Here is a 25,337-nt window from a genome sequence, read left to right as displayed (position 1 = left end):
GTGCCACCGCCAGAGAGCACGCCCCTATGAGGGCATAAGCTGGCCCTATGAGTGTGACGGAGGGTGTGCCCGGCGGCCTGGCACACCGGGTGCCGGATCTGGGGGCGCTGGAGCTGCTGCTGGCCGTCGCCCGGCTCGGCAGCCTGGGGCGGGCGGCCCGTGAGACGGGCGTCAGCCAGCCGGCCGCCAGCGGCCGTATCCGCTCCATGGAACGGATGCTGGGCGTCACCCTGCTGGAGCGCTCACCGCGCGGCTCGCGGCTGACGTCGGCCGGTGTGCTGGTCACCGACTGGGCCCGGCGCATCGTGGAGTCCGCCGAGGCCTTCGACGCGGGCGTCGGCGCGCTGCGCGACCGGCGGGACTCCCGGCTGACCGTCGCCGCCTCCATGACGATCGCCGAGTATCTGCTGCCCGGCTGGCTGATCGCGCTGCGTACCGAGCGGCCGGAGCTCGCCGCCTCGCTGCGCGCGGGCAACAGCGCGGCCGTTGCCCGGATGGTGCTCGACGGGGAGGCCGATCTGGGCTTCGTGGAAGGGCTGGGAATGCCGCCAGGGCTGGACGGCACCGTCATCGCCGCCGACCGGCTGGTCGTCGTCGCGGCACCCGGCCACCCGTGGACGCGACGCCGCGAGCCGGTCGGACTCGACGAACTGGCCGCCACCGGGCTCGTACTGCGGGAACCGGGCTCCGGTACCCGGCAGGTCCTGGACGCCGCGCTCGCCGAGCACGGCGGACTGGCGCCCCCGCTGCTGGAACTGGCCTCCACCACGGCCGTCAAGGCGGCGGCCGTCAGCGGCGCGGGCCCGGCCGTGCTCAGCGAACTCGCCGTGGGCGATGAGCTGTCCGCACGGCGGCTGATCGAGGTCGCGGTGGCCGGGCCGGAGCTGAGCCGCGCACTGCGGGCGGTCTGGCCCCGCGGGTCCAGGCCGGCGGGGCCCGCGCGTCAACTGCTGGCTCTCACCCGCTGACGCCGGTTGCCGCCGCGCTGACCAGGGCCTGCATCAGCCGGAGGTCCTCGCCTGCCTCCGGGTGCCACTGGACGCCGAGCACGAAGTGACCGGCGTCCGGGATCTCGACGGCTTCGACGGTGCTGTCGTGGGCGGCGTGGGCGGTGGCCGTGAGCCCGTCGCCGAGCCGGTCGACCGCCTGATGGTGGTACGTCGGTACGGCCACCGACTCGTCGTTCCCCAGCACCTTGGCGAGCAGGGTGCCGGGCGTCACGGTGACCTCGTGCGGGGTGAAGACACCCGTCGGGCCGCGGTGCGCTTCCGTGGTGGGCAGGTGCTGCACCAGGGTGCCGCCCAGGGCGACGTTGAGGATCTGCATGCCGCGGCACACCGCCAGGAGGGGCACGCGTCGCGCCAGCGCCTCCCGGGTGAGGGCGAGCTCCCAGGCGTCGCGTTCGGGGTACGCGGGGCCGGTACGGGGGTGGCGGTCCGCGCCGTAGCGGGACGGGTCGATGTCGGGTCCGCCCGCCGTGACGAGGCCGTCGAGGCGGGAGAGGGTTTCCGCCGCCGCCGCGGGGTCGTCGTCGGGCGGGAGGAGCACCGCACGGGCGCCGGCCCGTTGCGCCATGCGGTGGTAGCCCGCCGGGAGAAGAGCCGCGGGCAGATCCCAGTCGCCCCAGCGGGCCGAGGGCTCCAGGTAGGTGGTGATGCCGATGAGGGGTGGTGCCATGGTTCTCCTTCGCGGAGGCAGCATTGGGTGCGTGTTGGTGCGGTGCGTTGGCTTCTGCGGGTGCGTTGTGGCTTGTCGCGCAGTTCCCCGCGCCCCTTTATGGCTTGCCCGCGAAGCTTGGGCAGTCTGCTCCCCCAGCCTCCGGCCGGGGGTGCCCCCAGGGCGCAGGGTGGGCAAGCGCAGCACCCGTGCGGGGCACGCAAGCGCTAGCCCTTCAGCTCCTCTTCCGCCTTGGCCAGTGCCGCGAATTCTTCCTCAGGGGCCGCGGCCACCAGCCGGTGGCGGCTGTAGAGGGCGAAGTAGGCAATCGCGACCGCGTATACCGCGAGGGCGATCAGTGCCGCCTGCTTGTCGACCAGGAAGGTGGCCACCAGCGCGGCGAGGGCCAGTACCAGGGCGACGGAGGACGTCAGTATGCCGCCCGGAGTGCGGTAGGGCCGCTCCAGGTGCGGCTCACGCTTGCGCAGCACAATGTGGGAGAGCGACATCAGGGCGTAGGAGATGGTGGCGCCGAAGACGGCGATGTTCAGCATCGTCGCACCGTCTCCACTGCTCGCGGCGAGGGCGAAGCCCAGCGCGCCGGGCAGCAGCAGGCCGAGATAGGGGGCCTTGCGGCGGCTGGTGAGGGACAGGAAGCGGGGCAGATAGCCGGCCCGGGAGAGGGCGAAGAGCTGGCGGGAGCCCGCGAAGATGAGCGAGAAGAACGAGGCGACCAGACCGGCCAGCCCGGCGTAGTTGACGACGCGGGAGAGCGTGGTGGCCTTGCCGTCCGGTTGCAGGGCCTCGACCAGAGGGTTGCCGACGTCCTGGATGGCTGCCGAGCCCCGCGCCCCGGTGGCGGTCACGAAGGTGAGCAGCGCCAACAGCAGCAGGATCCCCATCGACCAGGCCATGGCCTTCGGCAGCGTACGGGCGGGGTCGCGGGTCTCCTCGGCGGCCAGCGGCACGCCCTCGACGCCGAGGAAGAACCACATGCCGAACGGGAAGGCCGCCCAGATCCCCAGTACGCCGAACGGCAGCCAGGAGGCGGCGCCGAAGGCGTCGTGGTCCACGGGGATGTCGTTGAGCGCGCTGGTGTGGAACTCGGTCAGGGCGCCGAGGACGAACACCAGCAGTGCGGCGACCGCGATGGCGGTCACGATGAGCGAGAAGCGCAGCGCCTCACCGACGCCCCACAGATGGACGCCGATGAACAGGGCGAAGCAGACGAGGTAGACGGGCCAGCCGGACTCCAGTCCGAACAGGCCGAGGGATTCGATGTAGTCGCCGATGAAGCAGACGATGGCGGCCGGTGCGAGGACGTACTCGATGAGAATGGCGGTGCCGGTCAGGAAGCCGCCCCACGGGCCGAGGGCTCGCCGCGCGAAGCCGTATCCGCCGCCTGCCGTGGGCAGGATCGCGGACAGCTCGGCCAGCGCGAAGACCATGCAGGTGTACATCAGGCCCATCAGCACGGCGGCGACGGCCAGCCCGCCGAAGCCGCCCTCGGCCAGGCCCGCGTTCCAGCCGGAGTAGTCGCCGGAGACGACATAGGCGACGCCGAGCCCGGTCAGCAGCAGTGGGCCCGCGCTGCCGCGCCGCAGCGTACGGCGCTCCAGATACGCCGCGTCCGGATCGGGCCGCGCCGCCCGGGTGCCGGGCGGGTTCGGGGTGCCCTGGGTGCTCGGTGTGCCGTCCCGGGTTGGGGACTCGGACTGTTCGCTCATTGCCACACTCCCGCCGTCAGCCATTGGTGTGCTGGCATACCTTTGTGGCCGGAGGTGGCCGGGCGCAACCCTTGTGCGTGAAGGAGCTGTAACCGCAACCGGCATCCCTGGGCGTACAGGAGCATTTCGGGCGAGCGGTCCCGCGCTGCCGCCGCCGTCCTACGTCAGGAACCCCCGCAGCAGCGAAGCCGTACCCGCGCAGTGCTCGCGGGCTATGGCACGGGCGCCCTCGCCGTCGCCGTCCAGCACGGCGGCCACCAGCGCGGCGTGCTGCTGCTGCGCGTGCTCCAGGTTCCGTACCAGCAGCGGGATGCGGTTCAGCAGTTCGTTGAGCTTGGCCCGTACGGCGGCGTACTGGGCGGTCAGCGAGGGGGAGCCGGCCAGCTCCACCAGGGTCAGATGCAGCAGCGTGTCGTGTCTGCGGTAGTCGCCGAGCGTCGCTTCACGGGTGGCGTCCAGCGCCTCCCGCAGCCGTGCGGCCTCACTCGCGGACAGCCCGCGGCCGGCGCACAGTTCGGCGGCGCCCGCTTCCAGCACCTCGCGGAAAGTGAGGGTGTCCGCCAGGTCAGGCGCCCGGGCCGGCAGCCGCAGCTGCGCCGTGCCGGGGTCGGCCTCGCCGGTGACCGGCTGGGGGAGCACGAAAGTGCCGCCGTACCGGCCGCGCCTGCTCTCCACCACGCCCTGCTCGGCCAGCACTCTCAGCACTTCGCGCAGGGTGACGCGGCTGATGCCCAGCCGTTCGGCCAGCTCCCGCTCGGCAGGCAGCCGCTCGCCCTCGGCGACCAGGCCGAGCCGGACGATCTGAAGGATCTGTTCCAGCGCCTCTTCGAACCCGTTGCCCGCATGTACGGTACGCAGCACCGTGGCCAGCCTGTCGTCCTCCGGCATGGAACCCCTCCCGTTTCGATGACCCTGACCCTCTTCCGTTTCAAAGGTCTGCAGGGCTACCTTATGGCTTCCGCGGACCGACAGGAGGCCCACTCGTGGCAGACCGCACACCATCGCTCGCCGTGTCCGAGCTGAGGAGACTCGTCGACGCGGGCGAGATCGACACCGTCGTCCTTGCGTTCACCGATATGCAAGGACGGCTCCAGGGAAAGCGGTTCGCCGCGCCCTACTTCCTCAACGACGTACTCGACGGCGGCACCGAAGGGTGCAACTACCTGCTCGCCGTCGACGTGGAACTCAACACCGTCGACGGCTACGAGATGTCCTCCTGGGAGCGGGGCTACGGCGACTTCGCCATGCACGGCGACACCGCCACCCTGCGCCGCGTCCCCTGGAACCCCGGCACGGCGCTGCTCACCGCCGATCTGGCCTGGCACGACGGCTCACCCGTCGTCGCCTCGCCGCGGCAGATGCTGCAACGCCAGCTCGACCGGCTCGCCGAGCGCGGCTGGCACGCGTACGTGGGCACCGAGCTGGAGTTCATGGTCTTCCAGGACACCTACGAACAGGCCTGGGACAGCGCCTACCGGGGGCTGACCCCCGCCAACCAGTACAACGTCGACTACTCCATCCTCGGCACCGGCCGCGTCGAGCCCCTGCTGCGCCGGATCCGCAACGAGATGGCCGCGGCCGGCATGGTCGTCGAGTCGGCCAAGGGCGAGTGCAACCTCGGCCAGCACGAGATCGCCTTCCGGTACGCCGACGCGCTCACCACCTGCGACCAGCACGTCATCTACAAGACCGGAGCCAAGGAGATCGCCGCGCAGGAAGGCCAGGCGCTCACCTTCATGGCCAAGTACGACGAGCGCGAGGGCAACTCCTGCCACATCCACCTCTCGCTGCGCGACGAGGAGGGCCGCCCCGTCCTCGCCGACGAGCAGGGCGAGCACGGCATGTCACCCCTGATGCGGCACTTCCTCGCCGGACAGCTCGCCGCACTGCGGGAGTTCACCCTGCTGTACGCGCCGAACATCAACTCCTACAAGCGGTTCCAGCCCGGCTCCTTCGCCCCCACCGCCGTCGCCTGGGGACCCGACAACCGCACCTGCGCGCTGCGCGTCATCGGCCACGGTCACGGGCACCGGCTGGAGAACCGGGTACCGGGCGGCGACGTCAACCCCTATCTGGCCGTCGCCGGAATGATCGCGGCCGGGCTGCACGGCATCGACAACAAGCTGGAACTCCCCGCGCCCTGCACCGGCAACGCCTACACCGGGGGCGCCGCACATGTGCCCACCACCCTGCGCGAGGCCGCCGCGCTGTGGCAGGAAAGTACGCCGGCCCGGGACGCGTTCGGCAGCGAAGTGGTGGACCACTACCTCAACATGGCCCGGGTGGAACAGCGGGCCTTCGACACCGCCGTGACCGACTGGGAGCGCTACCGCTCCTTCGAACGCATGTAGGTCTCCCGAGCGCGTAAGGACTTCACGCAGTGCAGCAAGAGCAAGAGGAACCCACCGCCCCACCGGCCGAAAAGCTCCAGATCGTCAACCCGGCGACGGAGGAGCTGATCACCACCGTCCCCGTCACCACTCCCGAGGAGGTCGACCGCGCGGTCGACCGGGCCGTAGCGGCGCAGGCGGCATGGGCCGCGCTGCCGCCCGCCGACCGGGCCCGGCTGCTGCGCCGGTTCGCGTCCGTCGTCGACGGGCACATCGAGGAACTCGGCGTCCTGGAGATGCGGGAGGCCGGACATCCGCTGGGCAACGCCTGCTGGGAGGCGAGCAACGTCCGTGACCTGCTCGACTACTCAGCGGGCGGCGTCGAGCGGCTGACGGGGCAGCAGATCCCGGTGGCCGACGGGCTCAACGTCACCTTCGCCGAACCACTGGGCGTGGTCGCCGTCATCGCGCCGTGGAACTTCCCCATGCCCATCGCCGCCTGGGGCACCGCGCCCGCACTGGCGGCCGGCAACGCGGTGCTCCTCAAGCCCGCCGAGACCACCCCGCTGACAGCCCTGCGGCTGGCCGAACTGGCGCTGGAGGCCGGGCTGCCCGAGGGACTCTTCCAGGTGCTCCCGGGCGAGGGGCCCGTCACCGGCACCGCACTGGTCGAACACCCGCGGGTCGCCAAGGTCGTCTTCACCGGCTCCACCGCCGTCGGCAAGCGCATCATGGCCCAGTGCGCGGCGTCCGTGAAACGCGTGACGCTGGAACTCGGCGGCAAGAGCCCCAACATCGTCTTCGCCGACGCCGATCTGGAGCGCGCCGCGGCCGCCGCACCCGGCTCCTTCCTCGACAACACCGGCCAGGACTGCTGCGCCCGCAGCCGTATCCTCGTCCAGCGCACCGTGTACGACCGGTTCCTGGAACTCCTGGAGCCAGCGGTGCACGCCTTCCGGGCCGGCGACCCCGCCGACAGCGCCACCTCCATGGGGCCCCTCATCTCGGCCCACCACCGCGAGCGCGTACGCGGATACGTACCCGAGGACACGCCCGCGCTCATCCGCGGCAGCGTCCCCGAAGGACCCGGCTTCTGGTACCCCGCCACGGTGCTGGAAGGCGCCGCGGGAGAGCGGGCCGCGGTGGAGGAGGTCTTCGGCCCCGTCGCCGTCGTCATCCCCTTCGACGACGAGGACGAGGCGGTACGGCTCGCCAACGACACCGACTACGGGCTCTCCGGTTCCATCTGGACCCGCGATGTCGCCCGCGCCCTGCGGGTCTCCGGCGGCGTCGCCGCGGGGAACCTCTCCGTCAACTCGCACAGCAGCGTCCGCTACTCCACCCCCTTCGGCGGCTACAAGCAGTCCGGCCTCGGCCGCGAACTCGGGCCCGGCGCGCTCGCCGCCTTCACCGAGACCAAGAACGTCTTCATCAGCACGGAAGCCGGCACCCCAGCCGGTACGGAAGCCAGCACCGAGGAGAGCCAGTGAGCGCCACCGATTCCGAGACCGTTGTGTGCCGTCGCCTGGTCGGGCGTACGGCCGTAGTCACCGGCGCGGGCAGCGGCATCGGTCTCGCGACCGCCCGCCGCCTCGCCTCCGAGGGAGCGAACGTCGTCTGCGCCGATGTCGATGACGAGCGCGGGGAGGCCGCCGCCGCGGAGACCGGGGGCCTGTACGTTCAGGCCGACGTCACCGACCCGGAACAGGTCGAGGCGCTGTTCCGCACCGCGAACGAGACGTACGGCTCCGTGGACATCGCCTTCAACAACGCGGGTATCTCGCCGCCCGACGACGACTCCATCCTGGAGACCGGGCTGGACGCTTGGCAGCGCGTCCAGCACGTCAATCTGACGTCGGTGTATCTGTGCTGCAAGGCCGTACTGCCCTATATGCGGGCGCAGGGGCGGGGCTCCATCATCAACACGGCTTCGTTTGTGGCCGTGATGGGTGCCGCCACCTCGCAGATCAGTTACACCGCCTCCAAGGGCGGGGTGCTGGCCATGTCCCGCGAACTCGGCGTCCAGTTCGCACGCGAGGGGATCCGGGTCAACGCGCTGTGCCCCGGGCCGGTGAACACCCCTCTCCTGAAGGAGCTCTTCGCCAAGGATCCCGAGAGGGCGCAGCGGCGGTTGGTGCATGTGCCCGTGGGGCGGTTCGCGGAGGCCGAGGAGATTGCGGCGGCGGTTGCGTTTTTGGCCAGCGACGATGCGTCCTTTGTCAACGCCGCGGAGTTCTTGGTGGACGGCGGCATTGCGGGGGCGTACGTCACTCCTTTGTGAGGGCTGCGGGTGGGTGGGGGGTGGTGGGTTGAGGGCCCCACCCCGGGGGCCCTCTCGTGTTGGGGGCGCTGCCCCCAAACCCCCGGTCCTCGCCGGACGGGCGTTGGGGCGGCTCCGCCCCCCAACTGCCCCCCGCTACGGGGGCTCCGCCCCCCTAGGAGCCCCCCCGACCCCATGCCTCCGTCTGGACAATTTGTCCCCCGCCCCCGGTCCAGGACTATTCGGTGCGGGTGGCGCCCATATCTGGGGTTGGAGCATGGGCGCTGTCACCCACCCCAGATATGGGCGCCACCCGCAGACAAAGGGCAGTAGCCCTGAAGCGGACGGCTCTTACGTCAGTAGGTGGCGGTGTTGCGGAAGGGGGGTCCTAGGGGGGCGAAGCCCACCTAGCGGGGGGCCGTTGGGGGGCGGAGCCCCCCGACACGACCTGTCGGCGGCAGCCGAAAAACAAAGGGGGCGTGCCCCCACAAGCGACGGCCCTCACATGGCGTGCCCCCACAAGCGACGTGCCCCGCGTAATTGAATGTAGCGTACACAAAGTCACTGTCGATCATTAGGAAGGGCGCCAAAATGCGCAGCAGATCCGTCGTGACCGCTGTCACCATGGCCGCGGCCCTCGCCGCATCCCTCACATCCGCCCCCGCCCAAGCTCACAGCGCCCACCAGGCGAAAGTGGCCGCACGGGATTGCCCGCGACTTTCAGCGAAGCTGAAATGGCATGGCGACAACCGCGCCAAACTCCAACGCACCATCGACGACCGCGGAAAGTGCTCCGCGCATTGGCGGGGCGGCAAGCGCGGGGACCGCCCGGTGGCCGCGTTCGACTGGGACAACACCATCGTCAAGAACGACTCGACGGACGCCACCATCGCCTGGGCCCTCGAACACGACAAGATCCTGCGCCCCAAGGACTGGGCGGACACCAGCAAGTGGCTCACTCCCGCCGCGGACCGGGCCCTCACGAAGGCGTGCGGTACCGATGTGCCGGTCGGGCACCCTCTCCCGACGTCCAAGGACACCGCGTGCGCCGACGAGATCCTCCAGGTGCGCGGCGAAGCCGAGACGATGAGCGGCGAGAAGGCGTTCGCGGGGAAGTGGAACCACCGGCGTACCGTTCCCGAGTACGCCTGGGTCCCCCAGCTGTTCGCGGGGCACACGGTCCCGGAGCTCCGCAGCTACGCGCGGACCGCGCGCGACGAGGCGCTGGCGGCACCCGTCGGCAGCGAAAAGAAGGTCGGCACCCACACCCTGCCCGCCTACAGCCGCTACTACGAGCAGCAGAAGGACCTCCTCCGTACGCTCCGCGAGGCCGGGTTCGACGTCTACATCGTCTCCGCGGGCTCCGAGCCGGTAGCGGAGGAGTGGGCGAGCGGCGTCGGTATCGACCGCAAGCACACGATCGCGATCCGCAGCGTCACCGAACACGGCAGGATCACCACCTGGAACGAGGGCTGCGGTGACATCCCCCGCAGCCAGGGCGAGGCGATCCCCTACAACGAGGGCAAGCGCTGTGCCATCAACCAGGAGATCTTCGGCATCAAGGGCGCCCGGGCCTGGCAGCAGCAGGACTGGCGGCACCGCATCGCGATCGGCGGCGGCGACGCCGACACCGACGTCACCTTCGTCGGGGACGCGACGGGCACCCGTCTCGCGCTCAACCGCAACAAGCCGGAGCTCATGTGCCGGGGCTACGACGACGCCGACGGGCGCTGGGCGGTGAACCCCATGTTCATCGAGCCGCTGCCGCGCAAGAAGGAGCCGTACCCCTGCGCCACCGAGGGCTTCACCAACCCTGACGGCTCGCTCGGGCCGGTACGCAGGAGCGACGGTTCGATCATCCCGGACCAGCAGGACACCGCCTACGGCGGGGAGGCGTAGCAGGGGCGGCCCCTCGGTAGCACGGGCGCTCCTCGGTAGCAGGGGCGCCCCTCGGGATCGTACGCATGTGCCATAGGGTGCGTCCGTGAGCATGACGACGCCGCCCGGCTGGTACCCCGATCCAGGGCAGATGCCCCAACTCCCGCCGCAGGAGCGCTGGTGGGACGGCAACAGCTGGACCGGCCACACCCGGCCGGGCGCGGGCGCCGTCCCGCAGCCGGGCCGGGGCGGCGCGGGGACGGGGCGCGGCCAGCTCATCGCCGGCATCGTGGGCTCGGTCGTACTGGCCGCAGCCCTCGCGGTGGGCGGGGTACTGCTGCTGGGCGGCGGCTCGGACGACAAGAACTCGGACGACAAGAAGCCGAAGGCGGCCCCCTCCTCCTCCGCGACGCCGGACGAAAGCGCTCCGCCCGAGGACGAGAAGACCCCGTCGCCGGACACATCTCCCGGTGACGTGGTACCCGAACCGGAGCTCGGCGTCGGGCTGAAGGTCCCCGAGGGATGGGAGCAGGCCAACCCCGACTCCGGCTTCCTCAGCCACAAGACCGCGTATGTGTGCCCCGGGCAGAACACCAACTGCGTGCGCGGCGGCGCCCAGCTGCTGCCCGTCTCCAGCGGCTGGGAAGGCAAGAAAGCGCTGAAGGAGGCCACCGAGCTCCAGGTGGCCAAGAACGCCAAGGAGTCGTACTCCAAGAAGGCGTACGGCGGCATCACCTCGCACAAGGTCGTCAAGTCCGGTGCGGTCACGGTCGCCGGTCAGCCCGGGTACCGCATTCGCTGGCGGGTGGAGAACAAGCTGGAGCCGGACGCCTACGTCGAGGCTGCCGTCTTCCGCTCGCCCCACCTCGAGGACGAGATCCTCACCCTCTGGAGCAGCGCCGACATCGCGCCGAAGTCGCCCCCGCCCTCCGACCTGGACGAGCTGCGCAAGAGCGTCGTCAAGACCGGCCTCGGCGAAGGGGGCGAAGGGAACGAAGGGGACGACGGAAACCAGGAGTCCGTCTGATCAGCGGCACCACCGGAGCGGGCCGGGGTCACAGGAACGTCATGCCCTCGCCGCGGTAGGTGGGCACCGACTCCGTCACCCGGTCGCCCTCCACCAGGTGCAGCGTGTCGAACCGCTCGCAGAGTTCGCCCGCCTTGGCGTGCCGGAACCACACCTTGTCCCCGATCAGCAGGTCGTCGGCGGGCCCGCCCAGCAGCGGGGTCTGCACCTCGCCGGGCCCCTCCTGCGGGTCGTAGCGCAGCCCGGCGGGCAGATACGGCTGGGGCAGCCGGTCGGGGCCGGCGGCGCCGGAGGCGGGGTAGCCGCCGCCCAGCACCGTGACCACGCCCACCCCGGGGCGGCGCACCACAGGCATGGCGAACAGCGCGGCGGGACGGCCGGTGAACGAGGTGAAATTGTCGAACAGCCGCGGCACATAGAGCCCTGAACCGGCCGCGATCTCCGTCACCGCCTCCTCGGCCGCGGTGTGCTGGACGCTGCCCGTACCGCCACCATTGACGAACTCCAGGTCGGGGGCCACCGCACGGACGGCCCGTACGGCGGCGGCGCGTCGCGCCGCCAGCTCGCGTCTGGCCGCCGCCTGCATCAGCCGTACGGCGCGTGAGCGCAGGGCCGCGCCGGGGACGGCGTCTCCGACGCCCGCCACATGGCCCTCGTACGCCATCACACTCACCAGCTGGAAGCCGGGACGCCGCTGCACGGTACGGGCGAGATCGGCCAATTCGGCGGGGGAGTGCAGCGGGGAACGGCGGGCGCCGACGCGGATCCGGCCGCCCAACAGCCGCAGCGAGGTGTCCAGTTCGAGGCAGACCCGGATCCGCTCGCCACCGCCGTCCCGCGCCGCGTCGATCAGGGCGAGCTGCGCCGGGTCGTCCACCATCACGGTCACCGCCGCGGCCAGCTTGGGGTCGGACGCCAGCTCGGCGTATCCGGCCCGGTCGGCCGACGGGTACGCCAGCAGTACGTCGGTGAGGCCCGACCTGGCCAGCCACAGTGACTCGGCGAGGGTGTAGCTCATCACCCCGCTGAAGCCGTCCTTGGCCAGTACCCGCTCCAACAGCGCTCGGCAGCGCACCGATTTGGTGGCGACCCGCACCGGTTTGCCTCCGGCACGCCGTACGAGGTCGTCCGCGTTGGCGTCGAACGCTGCCAGGTCGACCAGCGCGAGCGGCGCGTCCAGCTGGGCGGTCGCCCTGTCGTACCGGGCGCGGTCGGCGGCGAGATCGGCAGTCGTATCGAACACCCTCGCAGCTTGCCATGGGCGCCCGCCGCCGCACAGCCCCGGAGCACCGCTCTCACCGAGGGGCCCGTCCGGGCCCGTTCGCCCACCTCGAAGGGCCGGCGCGTGCCGCCTCGCCGACCGGCCATCGCAGCCTCGGCCGGGTTGCCGTCCCTCCCGGTCCGCACCGTAGAGTGACGCCGCACGCCGTGACGGGACGGCACGCGGCGAACAGTTCACTGTGGCCACGACGAACATGCCTGCTCAGCCTGGCGTTCGTGCGGGGCGGTATCGCGCGAAGGGGGGCGCACATGGGCACTGACGCCGACCGTGCCGCTGTTCCCGAGCGCCCTGCCACCCCACCCCGCCCCGGTGTACCGCCGCGTCCTCCCAGCCCTCCGGGCACGGCACCCGCCGACGCTCCGGAGACGGCCGCTGCCGGGTCCGGGCACGGGTCCGAGTCCGGGTCCGGGGCCGACGAGGCAGCCACATCCGGCACGGCGTCCCCACTGTCCCCACCGCTCACACCGTCCGCACCCGCACCACCGGCAGCACCGCCCCGCCCCGCTGTCCCTCCGCGTCCGAGCGTCCCCCCACGTCCCGCCACCTCCCTGTTCCCCGTCGAGCCTGTCGGCAGCACCGCCGCCGAGCAGGGCGACGCCGCTGCCGCGCCGGGCGCCGAAACCGGCGCCGCCGACGGCACGGCCGGCAGGGGTGAGGAGACGGGGCGCGAGCCGGAAGCGGAGCCGACCCCGGAAGACGAGTCCAGCCCACAGATGCCACATTCCAGGGAGAGGGAAGAGGACGTGGCGGAGCGCTCCGAGCGTGCCTCCGTCCCCGCCCCCCGCGACTCCGCGCACACCCTCCGCCCCCCGGTGCCGACCCTGCCGCCGCAGCCCGCGCCCCCCGACGGCGAACCCCTCACGGCCCCCAGAACCGCCACCTCGCCCCGTACCGGCCCGGCCACACCCCCGCCGCCCGCCACTGAGCCGTCGCTTCGGCCGTCCGCGGCTGAGCCGCCGTCGCCTCGGCCGTCCGCGGCTCCGCCCTCCGAGGCCGAGCCGCCGCCTCCACCGGGTGTCCCCGCCCGCTTCGGCCTGGCTCCGGTTGCCGACTCCCGCGGCCACGCCCCGCTGACCGTCCGTACGGTCGTCGTCGCCGTCTGCCTCGTCCTCGGCGTCGGCCTGCTCGGCGGCGTGGGGGCTGGGGTGCTGCTGTCCGGGGACGCCGGTGAACGGCCCACGGTGGCCGCCGGGTTCGACGGTGCCCGCGCGGCCTGGCACGAGATCCCCGTCGACGAGCTGTTCCCCCGCGGTCTTCAGAGCAAGGGCGCCGGGCCCGGTGGCGCCGACCGGCGCTGGACGCGGGTCGCGGTGGCGCCGGACAGCGGCTGCAAGCACGCCTTCGACCCACTGCTGACCAAAGCGCTGGCCCCGGTGGGCTGTGCCCGGCTGGTGCGGGCCACCTACGCCGACGAGACGTCCAGCAGCGTCACCACGGTCGGGCTGATGTTCACCAAGGCCGACCCCGCCGCCATGCGCGACCTGCGGGAGCGGTTCGCGGCCCAGAACCTCCCCCAGCGCACCGATCTGATGCCCCGTCCGTACGCCGCGCGCGGCACGGTCGCCGCCAACTTCGGCGACGCACAGCGCGCCAGCTGGACGGTCCGCGTGCTGCGGGACGCGCCCGTCGTCGTCTACTCCGTCTCCGGGTTCGCCGATGGACGCGTCGTCACCGACCCCCAGTCGGCCAACGACGCCACCCGCAAGGGCGAGACCTCGGCCGCCGCACAGGCCGGACTCGGTCACGACGCCCAGGGCATCGCCGACCGCATCGAGCGCCGGCTGCGCGAGGCCACGACGGAGCGGGAGTCCGGCTCCAGCGGCGAGGCGAAAGGCCGGGACAAGAAAAACCAGGACAAGAACGACCAGGGCAGGACCGGCCGCGGCAAGGAGAGCACCGGCCCGGACGACGGCGACGACCAGCAGGACAGCGAGGACCGCGACGACAGCAAGGACGCCGAGGCGGAGGGCGAGGCCCGATGAACCGTGTACTGCGCACCCTGGTCACGCTCCTGTGCGCGCTGCTCGCCCTCGGACCCGTCACCGCCGGTACGGCACACGCGGATGGCGCGGGCCTCCAGCGCAAGGAGTGGGCGCTGAAGGCCCTGCACGCCAAGGAAGCGTGGAAGACCACCAAGGGCCGTGGCGTCACCGTCGCCGTCCTGGACACCGGAGTCGACGGCAGCCACCCCGACCTGCACAAGAACGTCAGGCCCGGCAAGGACATGGTCGGCATGGGCGCCAAGAAGGGCGACCGCGCCTGGGCCAGGCACGGTACCGCCATGGCCGGGATCATCGCCGGGCACGGCCACGGCAAGGACGGCAAGGAGGGGGTCCTCGGCATCGCGCCCCAGGCCCGGATCCTCCCGGTCCGCGTCCTGCTGGAGGACTCCGACCCGAAGCGCGCCAAGGCCCGCGGCGAGCGGAACACCGCGCTCGCCGACGGCATCCGCTGGGCCGCCGACAACGGCGCCGACGTCATCAACCTCTCGCTCGGCGACGACAGCAACGCCGCGCACCCCGACGCCCGCGAGGACGCCGCCGTACGGTACGCGCTGCGCAAGGGCGCCGTCGTCGTCGCCTCGGCGGGCAACGGCGGCGAGGACGGCGACCACGTCTCCTATCCCGCCGCCTACCCGGGCGTGATCGCGGTGGCCGCCGTCGACCGCAACGGAGCGCGGGCCGCGTTCTCCACCCGCCGCTGGTACGCGACCGTGGCGGCGCCCGGCAAGGACATCCTCATCGCCGACCCCGACCGCTCCTACTACCAGGGCTGGGGCACCAGCGCCGCCGCTGCCTTCACCTCGGGTGCGGTGGCTCTCGTCCGTGCAGCGCACCCCGATCTGAGCCCCGCGCAGATCAAGGAACTGATCTCCGACACCGCCGGCCACACCCCGCAGGGCGGGCGCAGCGACGCGGTCGGCACCGGCGTCGTGGACCCTGCGGCGGCCATCGAGATGGGCTCCCACATCGAGCCCCGCAAACAGCAACTGCCGGTCGGCGAGTACGACAAGGAGTACTTCGGCTCCGCGCAGTCCGACGCCGAGGGCGGGCCGGGCTGGTTCGCGATGCTGGCGGCCCTGCTGGGGGCGCTGCTGATCGGCGCGGCGCTCGCCCTGCACCGCGGGTTCACCCCGCGCATCCCGCCCCGGCTGCGGACCCGCGTCGGCCTGCCGGGCCCCGGCCCTGGCAGGGGTCCAGGACCGCCGCCCGGGCCATGACGGCACGCACCGCCGCACGGGCCGCGCCCCCCGCGCCGAGGTGATCGGTGCCGGCCCTCCCGGGCGGCGGAGCGGCGCCGGTCACCCGATACGCTCGGTGCGTGGCGCTCAAGAACATCCCCCAGTCGGCCTTCTCCAGCGACGACGGCACCGCCGACGCCGACCTCACCGAGGCGCTCGCCGCCTGGCAGGCCGACCGCCGGGCGCCGGGGGCCGAGGCCCGCGTCCTGGAGGCGCTGCGCGCGGCCCGGCTGCTCGTCCCCGTCGTCGCCGTCCTCACCGAGGCCGAGACCGGCGAGGACGGACTGCGCCGCGACAAGACCAGCGAGATGGCCGTTCCCACCCTCAACGCCCCCGGCGGCCGCCGTGCGCTGCCCGCCTTCACCTCCACCGAGGCGCTGGCCCGCTGGCGCCCCGACGCCCGGCCCGTCGCCGTACCGCTGCACCAGGCACTCCAGGCAGTGGCCCACGAGCAGGCCGACACGCTGCTCCTCGACGTGGCCGGACCGGTCCCCTACGAGCTGACCGGGCCGGCGCTCCACGCGCTCGCCGAGGGCCGCGTCCACACCTCCGCGCTCGCCGACCCCGCCGTCGCCGAGGCACTGCGGGCCGTACTCGCCGCCGAACCCGCGGTCGCCGGCGCCCACCTCACGCCCGGCAGCGGCAACGGCGCGGGGGACGGCACCCTCGCCCTCGCGCTCGCACCCGACGCCGACGTACCGGCCGTCGCCCAGCGGGTGGCCGGGGCGCTGGCCGCCGACGAGACGCTGCGCGCACGGCTGGTCCGCGGCCTCGACCTGGCGCTCCTCCCCCCGGGCACCCCACTGCCGGAGACGGCCTTCTACCGGGCCTGACCAGCGGCCGGACCGTGACGTGACCCGAGCCCGGCCTGGGCGGGCCCCGCTCGAAGTGCGAGTCGCCCGGCGGCGTCGGACACTCGGGGAGAGTGCCGGGAAGGTCCGATGCCCGGCTGCCTCCTACGACCCCCACGGGAGGTCGACATGCAGGTCAAGTCGCCGCTCCAGGCGAGCCCGGAACAGCTCAGAGACCTGGAGGACAAGCCACAGCCGATCGCCGCGGAGTTCCTGGGCACCCTGTTGCTGGTGTTCTTCGGTGTCGGCGCCGCCGTGCTGGCGGCCGAGTACGTCGGCTCACTGGGCATCGCGCTCACGTTCGGCTTCGTACTGCTCGCCCTCGCCTACGCCATCGGCCCGATCTCCGGCTCCCATGTGAACCCGGCGGTGACACTCGGGATGTTCCTCGCCGGGCGGCTCGATCTGGAGCTGGCGATCAAGTACTGGGTCGCGCAGTTCGTCGGCGGTATCGCGGGCGCCGCGCTGCTGTTCCTCGTCGCCACCCAGGTCCCGGGCCTGGAGACGAGCGGCAGCTTCGGCAGCAACGGCTTCGGCGCCCGCTCCGCTGTGCACATCAACACCGGCGGTGCCTTCGTCGCCGAGGTGATTCTGACGTTCCTGCTGGTCTACGTGGTGCTCGCGGTGACCCACAAGGTGGCGGTCGTCGGCTTCGACGGGCTGCCCATCGGTATCGCGCTGGCCGTCGTGCACCTGGTCGGCATCCCGCTGACCGGCACCTCGGTGAACCCGGCCCGGAGCCTCGGCCCCGCCGTCTTCGCCGGCGGCGCGGCCCTCACCCAGCTGTGGCTGTTCATCGTGGCCCCACTGGTGGGCGCGGCCGTCGCGGCGTACGTGCACATCATCACGCACCCGCAGCCCAACCGGCGGCCGCGGCGCGAGATGCGGGTCAGCTGAGGCGCCCGCATGCGGCCCGTACTCCGGGAGCACCTCCCCGCCGAAGCCCGGGAGGGGAGCCGAGAACTTGGCGGAGGCTCAGCCGTGCACCGGCCCGGTGAACTTCTCGCCGGGCCCCTGACCGGGCTCGTCGGGGACGGTGGACGCCTCGCGGAACGCGAGCTGGAGCGACTTGAGACCGTCCCGCAGCGGCGCCGCGTGGTAGGAGCCGATCTCGGTGGCGCTCGCGGTGACCAGGCCGGCCAGCGCCTGGATCAGCTTCCGCGCCTCGTCCAGGTCCTTGTGCTGCTCGCCGTCCTCGGCCAGCCCGAGGTTGACGGCGGCGGAGCTCATCAGATGCACCGCCACGGTGGTGATGACCTCGACCGCCGGCACATCCGCGATGTCGCGGGTCAGGCTGTCGAAGTCGGGGTTCTGACCGGAGGGCTGCCCGGCGGCTGCGGCGTCGCTCATGCGGATCACCCTAAGCCCCGCCGCTTCCGTACTGTCGTACGGGCCGAGCTGCCGCAGCAGTGGAACACCGCGCGGCGCACCTGGCGCCCTGCTGCTATGCTGGGATATCGACCGGCTGAAGACTGTCCCCACGGGGACGGGCTCCAGCCCGCAAGTGGAGGCTCCGATCTCCCACCTGGTGGCCCTTCGGGCCGCGGGTCAACGGTCAGGCTGCGCCCCGCGGGAGTCCGCGGCGGTGCTCCCGGTCTGTGAGGAGCCCCGCCTGTGACCCGTTCGGGGCGTTTTTCGCGCCCGCGGGCGGTGGTCACCCACTGATCACGTAACTCATGCGCGGCCGTCCGCCAGACGCTCGCGCGGTGTACCCGAGGAGGCCCCATCAGCGCCGAGCCCCGCATCAACGACCGCATTCGCGTCCCCGAGGTGCGACTCGTCGGTCCCAGCGGCGAGCAGGTCGGCATCGTGCCGCTTGCCAAGGCCCTGGAGCTCGCCCAGGAGTACGACCTCGACCTGGTCGAGGTCGCGGCCAACGCCCGTCCGCCGGTGTGCAAGCTCATGGACTACGGCAAGTTCAAGTACGAGTCGGCCATGAAGGCCCGTGAAGCGCGCAAGAACCAGGCGCACACGGTCATCAAGGAGATGAAGCTCCGGCCGAAGATCGATCCGCACGACTACGACACCAAGAAGGGTCACGTCGTCCGGTTCCTCAAGCAGGGTGACAAGGTCAAGATCACGATCATGTTCCGCGGTCGTGAGCAGTCCCGCCCCGAGCTGGGCTTCCGACTGCTGCAGCGGCTCGCGGACGACGTGTCGGACCTGGGCTTCGTGGAGTCCAACCCGAAGCAGGACGGCCGCAACATGATCATGGTTCTCGGTCCGCACAAGAAGAAGACCGAGGCGATGGCCGAGGCCCGCGAGGCGCAGGCCGCCCGCAAGGCGGAGCGCCAGCAGGGGTCCGCTCCCGCTGAGGAGTCCGCCGAGGAGCCTGCCGAGGCGTGAGCCCTCCCGGGGCACCCGCCCTGGAACCCATACGAACAACTGGCGCTTCCGCCTGCCCTGATGACAGCGGGAGCGTCACTGACGAGGAGTGAAACGGCGACATGCCGAAGAACAAGACGCACAGTGGTGCCCGTAAGCGCTTCAAGGTCACCGGCACTGGCAAGGTGATGCGCCAGCGCGCCGGTCGCCGCCACCTTCTCGAGCACAAGCCGTCCACGCTGACGCGCCGCCTTGCCGGTAAGACCGAAGCGGCCCCGGCCGACGCCAAGAAGATCAAGAAGCTTCTCGGCAAGTAAGTCCCCGTACGACCGGGACCCCATCGACTCGGGCCGGAGCAGTGAAGCCCCCTCCCGGCCCCGCCAACAAGGAGTAATCACGTGGCACGCGTCAAGCGGGCAGTCAACGCTCAGAAGAAGCGCCGGGCGATCCTGGAGCAGGCCAGCGGCTACCGCGGCCAGCGTTCCCGCCTGTACCGCAAGGCGAAGGAGCAGGTCACCCACTCCTACGTCTACAACTACAACGACCGCAAGAAGCGCAAGGGCGACTTCCGGCAGCTGTGGATCCAGCGGATCAACGCCGCGGCCCGCGCCAACGGGATCACCTACAACCGCTTCATCCAGGGTCTGAAGGCCGCCTCCATCGAGGTCGACCGCAAGATGCTGGCTGACCTGGCGGTCAATGATGCTGCGGCTTTCGCCTCGCTCGTCGAGGTTGCGCAGAAGGCGCTGCCGAGCGATGTGAACGCGCCGAAGGCTGCCTGAGCGCCTGCGGCTTCGCCGTTGGTCGAGCGTTGTGGCTGACGCCGTCGGCCCTTTCGCCGGACTCTCGCCGTCGTGGTTCTCGCCGCGGCGGCGAGAATTTGTTTACCCGAAAGCGAGAAACTTCCGCCCATGCAGCCCGAGTTGACCTCCCTGCGCTCTCCCCGTGTCATCGCCGCGCGCAAGCTCGGTAAGCGGAGTTTCCGTGGTAAGGAGCGGCGGTTTCTCGCGGAGGGGCCGCAGGCGGTGCGGGAGGCGGTGGAGCATCTCGTCGAGGTGTATGTGACGCCGGAGGCCGCCGTACGGCACGCGGAGCTGCTCGATACGGTCCGGGCGGCGCGGGTCCCGGTGCTGACCGCTTCAGATGAGGTGGTGGCGGAGATGTCCGACACCGTCACGCCGCAGGGCATCGTGGGGCTGTGCCGGTTCCTGGACCGGCCGTTCGCGGAGATCCTGGCGGCGCGGCCCCGGCTGGTCGCCGTGCTGGCGCACGTACGCGACCCCGGCAACGCGGGCACCGTGCTGCGGTGCGCCGACGCCGCCGGGGCCGACGCGGTGGTGCTGACCGACGCCTCCGTCGACGTCTACAACCCCAAGGCGGTGCGCGCCTCGGCCGGTTCGCTCTTCCATCTGCCGGTCGTCGTGGACGTGCCCGTCGAGGAGGCTGCCCATGGGCTGGCCGGGGCCGGAGTGCGGGTGCTGGCCGCCGACGGGGCGGGGGAGCGGGACCTGGACGAGGAGCTGGACGCGGGCGCGATGGCCGGGCCCACCGCGTGGGTGTTCGGCAACGAGGCGTGGGGGCTGCCCGAGGAGACCCGGGCCCTCGCGGACGCCGTCGTGCGGGTGCCCATCCACGGCCGTGCCGAGAGCCTCAACCTCGCGACCGCCGCCGCGGTCTGCCTCTACGCTTCGGCCCGCGCCCAGCGCACACGCTGAGGGTGCCGTCCGGTCACCCTCAGCTAGTAGGGTGTCGGCCCCGGGTGCGGGGACCGAGACGTCGGAGGAGGGCGGAACGGGATGGACGTGCGGCCCGACGACCTGCCCGACGGGCTCGTGATCGCCGACGGTGCGGGGCAGGTCGTCTGCTTCAACGCCGCGGCGGTCCGGATCACCGGACGGGCCAGGGAGGAGGCGCTGGGCAGCCCGCTGCACACCGCGCTCCCGCTGGAGGACCTGGACGGACGCCGCTGGTGGCAGCTGACCGATCCGTACCACGGGCCGGCCATCCGCAACGGACAGCCCGAGCGGAACCTGCTGCTGCCCGGCGGCCACGAGGTGCTGGTCGCGGCGCGCTACGTACGGGCACATCCGCGGGGACCCGTCGAGCGGGTCGTCGTCACTCTGCGCGGCACCGAGGCCAGGCGTCGCACCGAGCGCAGCCACGCCGAACTGATCGCCACCGTCGCGCACGAACTGCGCTCGCCGCTCACCTCCGTCAAGGGGTTCACGGCCACCCTGCTGGCAAAGTGGGAGCGGTTCACCGACGACCAGAAGCGGCTGATGCTGGAGACCGTCAACGCCGACGCCAACCGCGTCACCCGGCTCATCGCCGAGCTGCTGGACATCTCCCGTATCGACTCCGGACGGCTCGAGGTGCGCCGTCAGCGGCTGGACATGGCGGTGGCGGTGCAGCGGCATGTGGAGGCGCATATCGCGGCGGGTCAGCCCGGCTCCCGGTTCAAGACCGAGATCGCGGACGGGCTGCCCGACCTGTGGGCCGACCCGGACAAGATCGATCAGGTGCTCGCCAACCTGCTGGAAAACGCGGTGCGGCACGGCGAGGGAACTGTCACCATCGAGGTCCGGCCCACCTCGTCCCCCCGGGAGCCCGGCGGCGCGGGGACGGCCGTCACGGTCAGCGACGAGGGGCCAGGTATCCCGGAGGAGTCCATGAGCCGCGTGTTCACCCGCTTCTGGCGTGGCAGCAGGCGCGGCGGTACGGGCCTGGGGCTCTACATCGTCAAGGGCATCGTGGAGGCGCACGGCGGCGTCATCACCGTCGACCGGGCGCCGGCGGGCGGTGCCCGGTTCCGATTTATCCTGCCCGTGGGCGCCCCGGCCTTTCTGAGCTGACCGGCGGCGCACACGGGCCGATCCCCGCAGACAGCACCGGAGGCCGGGCCCCTGGCCTCCGCGTATCCGCCATCGGGCAGCCCCCTTTAGACTCGGGCTTCGGCACGCAGCCGGCAGTCATGGACGGGGCGCAGCCTGGGGGCACCTCCCAGCGACAGCTGGGGGACAAACGGAAGTACGGGAAGAGATGTCGGCACCCAACAAGTCGTACGACCCTGTCGAGGTCGAGGCACTGAAACCGGAATCGATCGACCGGGCCCGGGACGAGGCGCTCGCCGCCGTCGCCGCCGCCGGGGATCTGGAGGCGCTGCGCGAGGTCAAGGCAGCACACGCGGGTGACCGCTCCCCGCTGGCGCTGGCCAACCGGGAGATCGGCGCGCTGCCCCCGCACGCCAAGGCGGAGGCGGGCAAGCGCGTCGGACAGGCCAGGGGGGCCGTCAACAAGGCCCTCAAGGCCCGTCAGGAGGAGCTGGAGCGGGAGCGCGACGAGCGCGTGCTGGTCGAAGAGGCCGTGGACGTCACGCTGCCCTACGACCGCCGCCCGGCAGGCGCCCGGCACCCGCTGACCACGCTCTCCGAGCGCATCGAGGACGTCTTCGTGGCAATGGGCTACGAGGTCGCCGAGGGCCCCGAGGTCGAGGCCGAGTGGTTCAACTTCGACGCGCTCAACCTGGGCCCGGACCACCCGGCCCGCACCATGCAGGACACCTTCTTCGTACGGGGCCGGGACGGCGGCGAGGACTCCGGGGTCGTGCTGCGTACGCACACCTCGCCGGTGCAGATCCGCTCGCTGCTCAATCGCGAGCTGCCGGTCTACGTCATCTGTCCTGGCCGCGTCTACCGCACGGACGAGCTGGACGCCACCCACACCCCCGTCTTCGGCCAGGTCGAGCTGCTGGCCGTCGACGAGGGGCTGACCATGGCCGACCTCAAGGGCACCCTCGACCACATGGTCTCGGCGCTCTTCGGCGAGGGCCTGGGCACCCGGCTGCGCCCGTCCTACTTCCCCTTCACCGAGCCGTCCGCCGAGATGGACATGGTCTGCTTCGTGTGCCGGGGCGCGTCGGTCGGCGACCCGGACAACCCCTGCCGTACGTGCAGCAGCGAGGGCTGGATCGAGCTGGGCGGCTGCGGCATGGTCAACCCGCGGGTGCTGACCGCCTGCGGCGTCGACCCGGAGAAGTACAGCGGATTCGCCTTCGGGTTCGGCATCGAGCGGATGCTGATGTTCCGCCACAACGTCGAGGACATGCGAGACATGGTCGAGGGTGATGTGCGCTTCACCCTGCCGTTCGGGATGGAGATCTGATGCGGGCGCCGCTGTCGTGGCTCCGGGAGTACGTCGACCTGCCGGCCTCCGAGACCGGCCGGGACGTCGCGGCCAGGCTGATCGCCGCCGGCCTCGAGGTCGAGACGGTCGAGCAGACCGGTGCCGGGCTCAAGGGCCCGCTGGTCGTGGGGCGGGTCCTCGCCATCGAGGAGCTGACGGAATTCAAGAAGCCGATCCGCTACTGCCAGGTGGACGTCGGCCGGGGCGCCGACGACCCGCAGAACCTCATCTGCGGTGCCACCAACTTCGCCGTCGGCGACAAGGTCGTCGTCGTGCTGCCGGGCGCCGTGCTGCCCGGCGGGTTCGAGATCAGCGCCCGTAAGACCTACGGCCGCGTCTCGGAGGGCATGATCTGCTCCGAGCGCGAGCTGGCGATGGGCGACGACCACGGCGGGATCATGGTGCTGCCGCCCGAGTGCGAGGTGGGCACCGACGCGATCGAGCTGCTGGAGCTGGTCGACGAGGTCCTCGACATCGCGGTGACGCCCGACCGCGGCTACTGCCTCTCGATGCGGGGCCTCGCCCGGGAGGCGGCCACCGCCTATGGGGTGCCGCTGCGCGACCCGGCGCTGCTGGACGTGCCCGCACCCAACGCGCACGGCTACCCGGTGAAGGTCGCCGACCCGCTGGGCTGCGACCGGTTCACCGCGCGTACCGTCACCGGGCTGCGGCCCGAGGCGCAGTCCCCGATCTGGCTCGAGCGCCGGCTGCAGAAGGCCGGTATGCGCCCGGTCTCGCTGCCCGTCGACATCACCAACTACGTGATGCTGGAGCTGGGCCAGCCGCTGCACGCCTACGACAGGGCCCGTATCGAGGGCACCATCGGGGTGCGCCGCGCCGAGAGCGGCGAGAAGCTGATCACCCTGGACGGCACCAAGCGCGTCCTGGACCCCGGTGACCTGGTCATCACCGACGACCGCGGGCCGATCGGCCTGGCGGGTGTGATGGGCGGCGCCAACACCGAGATCGCCGACGCCGACGGCGAAGCGCAGCAGACCACGGACGTGGTGATCGAGGCCGCGCACTTCGACTCGGTCTCCGTCGCCCGTACCGCTCGCCGGCACAAGCTCTCCTCCGAGGCGTCCCGCCGCTTCGAACGGGGTGTCGACCCGGAGGCGGCGGCAGCGGCAGCGCAGCGCACCGTCGACCTGCTGGTGCTGCTCGCGGGCGGCACGGCCGAGCCGGGCGTCACCCAGATCGCCACGCCGTCGGGCCCGCGTACGGTCCGGATCGCCGCCGACCACCCGGACAAGGTCGCGGGTGTCTCCTACGGCCGTGAGACGGTCGTCCGCCGCCTCCAGCAGGTCGGCTGCGACGTCTACGGAGGCACCGGGCAGGACGAGCAGCTGACCGTCACCGTGCCGTCCTGGCGGCCGGATCTGACCGACCCGAACGACCTGGCCGAGGAGGTCATCCGGCTGGAGGGCTACGAGAACCTGCCCTCCACCCTGCCGCGGCCGCTGCCGGGGCGTGGGCTGACCGAGCGGCAGCGGCTGCACAGGCGCGTCGGCCGCGCGCTGGCAGGTGCCGGCTACGTCGAGGCGCTGTCGTACCCGTTCGTGGGCGATGCCGTGTTCGACGCGATGGGCCTGGACGCGGGCGACCCGCGCCGCCGTACCGTCCAGTTGGTCAACCCGCTCTCGGACGAGGAGCCGGGGCTGCGCACCACGCTGCTGCCCGGGCTGCTGGCCACGCTGCGCCGCAACGACGGGCGCGGCAGCCACGACCTGGCGCTGTTCGAGACCGGCCTGGTCTTCCTGCCCACCGGGACCGAGACCGCGGCCGAGCGGCTGCCCGTCAGCCGGCGGCCCGGCGACGAGGAGCTGGCCTCGCTGGACGCGGCGCTGCCCGAGCAGCCCCGGCATCTGGGAGTGGTGCTGGCCGGCGCCAGGGAGCCGGCCGGCTGGTGGGGCAAGGGCCGCCCCGCCGACTGGGCCGACGCCGTCGAGGCGGCCCGCACCGTGGCCGCCGAGGCCGGCACCGAACTGACCGTCCGGAGTGCGAGTTTCGCGCCCTGGCACCCGGGGCGGTGCGCGGCGCTGCACGTTCAGCTGGACGGCGAGAGCGTGCTGGTCGGGCACGCCGGTGAGCTGCACCCGCGGGCCGTGAAGGCGCTGGGGCTGCCGGACCGCACCTGCGCGATGGAGCTCGATCTCGATCTGGTCGAGCGCGCCGCCGCCGGACCGGTGCGCGGCCCGCATGTGTCCACGTTCCCGGTGGCCACCCAGGACGTGGCTCTGGTGGTGGACGCTTCGGTGCCGGCCGCCGAGGTGGAGAGCGCGCTGCGCGCGGGCGCAGGCGAGCTGCTGGAGTCGCTGCGGCTGTTCGACGTCTTCACCGGCGAACAGCTGGGCGCCGGCCGTAAGTCGCTGGCCTACGCGCTGCGTTTCCGCGCTCCGGACCGCACGCTGAAGGCCGAGGAGGCGTCCGCGGCACGCGACGCGGCGGTCGCCGAGGCGGTCGAGCGGACGGGCGCGGTGCTGCGGGGCGCCTGAGCGAGCCTCGCCCCGGCGTTCGAGGGGACATCCGTCACTGGCGGATGTCCCCTCATCTTTTCGGGTGAGAAGCCCTGACGATC

22 protein-coding genes are annotated in these 25,337 nt (G+C 72.2%); 17 read left to right on the top strand and 5 right to left on the bottom strand.

Going from position 1 to position 25,337, the window contains the following annotated elements; all coding sequences use genetic code 11:
* The first annotated feature begins 47 nt into the window (after positions 1 to 47).
* Positions 48 to 968: a LysR family transcriptional regulator gene (locus ACQEU8_RS24075; RefSeq protein WP_433104434.1), complete on the top strand. Its 921-nt coding sequence runs from the start codon at positions 48 to 50 to the stop codon at positions 966 to 968.
* Here ACQEU8_RS24075 and ACQEU8_RS24070 read toward each other — a convergent pair.
* The 3 genes from ACQEU8_RS24070 to ACQEU8_RS24060 form a co-directional block, all read right to left on the bottom strand.
* On the bottom strand, positions 958 to 1,677 hold the full coding sequence (locus ACQEU8_RS24070; protein ID WP_433104432.1) for a gamma-glutamyl-gamma-aminobutyrate hydrolase family protein: 720 nt from the start codon (positions 1,675 to 1,677) through the stop codon (positions 958 to 960). The two genes, ACQEU8_RS24075 and ACQEU8_RS24070, sit on opposite strands and share 11 nt — an antisense overlap.
* A 206-nt stretch (positions 1,678 to 1,883) precedes the next feature.
* Positions 1,884 to 3,383, bottom strand: a complete 1,500-nt coding sequence (gene eat, locus ACQEU8_RS24065; protein WP_433104430.1) for an ethanolamine permease — start codon at positions 3,381 to 3,383, stop codon at positions 1,884 to 1,886.
* A 159-nt stretch (positions 3,384 to 3,542) separates the two neighbouring features.
* The gene (locus ACQEU8_RS24060) at positions 3,543 to 4,271 is read right to left on the bottom strand and encodes a FadR/GntR family transcriptional regulator (protein ID WP_433104428.1); all 729 of its coding nucleotides are present in this window, start codon (positions 4,269 to 4,271) and stop codon (positions 3,543 to 3,545) included.
* A 95-nt stretch (positions 4,272 to 4,366) separates the two neighbouring features.
* On the opposite strand from ACQEU8_RS24060, the gene ACQEU8_RS24055 reads away from it, so the two are divergent.
* The 5 genes from ACQEU8_RS24055 to ACQEU8_RS24035 all read left to right on the top strand — a co-directional run bounded on the left by ACQEU8_RS24055 (position 4,367) and on the right by ACQEU8_RS24035 (position 10,878).
* A complete protein-coding gene (locus ACQEU8_RS24055) occupies positions 4,367 to 5,734 on the top strand; it encodes a glutamine synthetase family protein (RefSeq protein WP_433104426.1) in 1,368 nt (455 codons plus the stop codon).
* A 29-nt stretch (positions 5,735 to 5,763) separates the two neighbouring features.
* Positions 5,764 to 7,203, top strand: a complete 1,440-nt coding sequence (locus tag ACQEU8_RS24050) for an aldehyde dehydrogenase family protein (RefSeq protein ID WP_433104424.1) — start codon at positions 5,764 to 5,766, stop codon at positions 7,201 to 7,203.
* Positions 7,200 to 7,994, top strand: a complete 795-nt coding sequence (locus tag ACQEU8_RS24045) for a 3-oxoacyl-ACP reductase (protein WP_433104422.1) — start codon at positions 7,200 to 7,202, stop codon at positions 7,992 to 7,994. Before ACQEU8_RS24050 ends, ACQEU8_RS24045 begins: the two co-directional genes overlap by 4 nt.
* Before the next feature lie 570 nt (positions 7,995 to 8,564).
* Positions 8,565 to 9,872 (top strand): HAD family hydrolase, encoded by a 1,308-nt coding sequence (locus ACQEU8_RS24040; protein WP_433104420.1) that lies wholly within the window; start codon positions 8,565 to 8,567, stop codon positions 9,870 to 9,872.
* A gap of 91 nt (positions 9,873 to 9,963) precedes the next feature.
* Positions 9,964 to 10,878: a DUF2510 domain-containing protein gene (locus ACQEU8_RS24035; protein ID WP_433108675.1), complete on the top strand. Its 915-nt coding sequence runs from the start codon at positions 9,964 to 9,966 to the stop codon at positions 10,876 to 10,878.
* Between the two features lie 28 nt (positions 10,879 to 10,906).
* Here ACQEU8_RS24035 and ACQEU8_RS24030 read toward each other — a convergent pair whose 3' ends face one another.
* A complete protein-coding gene (locus ACQEU8_RS24030; RefSeq protein ID WP_433104418.1) occupies positions 10,907 to 12,121 on the bottom strand; it encodes an amino acid deaminase/aldolase in 1,215 nt (404 codons plus the stop codon).
* Between the two features lie 287 nt (positions 12,122 to 12,408).
* Here ACQEU8_RS24030 and ACQEU8_RS24025 point away from each other — a divergent pair, with 287 nt between their 5' ends.
* The 4 genes from ACQEU8_RS24025 (at position 12,409) to ACQEU8_RS24010 (ending at position 17,149) form a co-directional block, all read left to right on the top strand.
* Entirely contained in the window at positions 12,409 to 14,142 is a 1,734-nt protein-coding gene (locus tag ACQEU8_RS24025; RefSeq protein WP_433104416.1) for a hypothetical protein, read from the top strand.
* A complete protein-coding gene (mycP, locus tag ACQEU8_RS24020; protein ID WP_433104414.1) occupies positions 14,139 to 15,380 on the top strand; it encodes a type VII secretion-associated serine protease mycosin in 1,242 nt (413 codons plus the stop codon). The genes ACQEU8_RS24025 and mycP overlap by 4 nt, the downstream gene beginning before the upstream one ends.
* 101 nt (positions 15,381 to 15,481) lie before the next feature.
* Positions 15,482 to 16,234 (top strand): SseB family protein, encoded by a 753-nt coding sequence (locus ACQEU8_RS24015; RefSeq protein ID WP_433104412.1) that lies wholly within the window; start codon positions 15,482 to 15,484, stop codon positions 16,232 to 16,234.
* A 147-nt stretch (positions 16,235 to 16,381) separates the two neighbouring features.
* Entirely contained in the window at positions 16,382 to 17,149 is a 768-nt protein-coding gene (locus tag ACQEU8_RS24010) for an MIP family channel protein (protein ID WP_433104410.1), read from the top strand.
* A gap of 78 nt (positions 17,150 to 17,227) precedes the next feature.
* Here the strand turns inward: ACQEU8_RS24010 and ACQEU8_RS24005 are convergent, their stop codons facing one another.
* A complete protein-coding gene (locus tag ACQEU8_RS24005) occupies positions 17,228 to 17,602 on the bottom strand; it encodes a DUF1844 domain-containing protein (protein WP_433104408.1) in 375 nt (124 codons plus the stop codon).
* Between the two features lie 375 nt (positions 17,603 to 17,977).
* Here ACQEU8_RS24005 and infC point away from each other — a divergent pair, with 375 nt between their 5' ends.
* The 7 genes from infC to pheT all read left to right on the top strand — a co-directional run bounded on the left by infC (position 17,978) and on the right by pheT (position 25,254).
* The gene (gene infC / locus ACQEU8_RS24000; protein ID WP_209211742.1) at positions 17,978 to 18,598 is read left to right on the top strand and encodes a translation initiation factor IF-3; all 621 of its coding nucleotides are present in this window, start codon (positions 17,978 to 17,980) and stop codon (positions 18,596 to 18,598) included.
* A gap of 101 nt (positions 18,599 to 18,699) precedes the next feature.
* Entirely contained in the window at positions 18,700 to 18,894 is a 195-nt protein-coding gene (gene rpmI / locus ACQEU8_RS23995) for a 50S ribosomal protein L35 (protein WP_433104406.1), read from the top strand.
* An 81-nt stretch (positions 18,895 to 18,975) separates the two neighbouring features.
* The gene (gene rplT / locus ACQEU8_RS23990) at positions 18,976 to 19,359 is read left to right on the top strand and encodes a 50S ribosomal protein L20 (RefSeq protein WP_209237807.1); all 384 of its coding nucleotides are present in this window, start codon (positions 18,976 to 18,978) and stop codon (positions 19,357 to 19,359) included.
* 129 nt (positions 19,360 to 19,488) lie between these two features.
* Positions 19,489 to 20,292, top strand: a complete 804-nt coding sequence (locus tag ACQEU8_RS23985) for a TrmH family RNA methyltransferase (RefSeq protein ID WP_433104403.1) — start codon at positions 19,489 to 19,491, stop codon at positions 20,290 to 20,292.
* Positions 20,293 to 20,373: 81 nt separating this feature from the next.
* Positions 20,374 to 21,429 (top strand): ATP-binding protein, encoded by a 1,056-nt coding sequence (locus tag ACQEU8_RS23980; RefSeq protein WP_433104401.1) that lies wholly within the window; start codon positions 20,374 to 20,376, stop codon positions 21,427 to 21,429.
* A gap of 187 nt (positions 21,430 to 21,616) precedes the next feature.
* Positions 21,617 to 22,738, top strand: coding sequence for a phenylalanine--tRNA ligase subunit alpha (gene pheS / locus ACQEU8_RS23975; protein ID WP_433104399.1), 1,122 nt, complete (start codon positions 21,617 to 21,619; stop codon positions 22,736 to 22,738).
* A complete protein-coding gene (pheT, locus tag ACQEU8_RS23970; RefSeq protein ID WP_433104397.1) occupies positions 22,738 to 25,254 on the top strand; it encodes a phenylalanine--tRNA ligase subunit beta in 2,517 nt (838 codons plus the stop codon). The genes pheS and pheT overlap by 1 nt, the downstream gene beginning before the upstream one ends.
* The last annotated feature ends 83 nt before the right edge of the window (positions 25,255 to 25,337 follow it).

The organism is Streptomyces sp. CA-250714 (assembly GCF_050936705.1).
In the GTDB taxonomy this organism is placed as follows: domain Bacteria; phylum Actinomycetota; class Actinomycetes; order Streptomycetales; family Streptomycetaceae; genus Streptomyces.
Note: the sequence above shows the minus strand (reverse complement) of the source record. Positions and strands in the feature narration are given on the sequence as shown.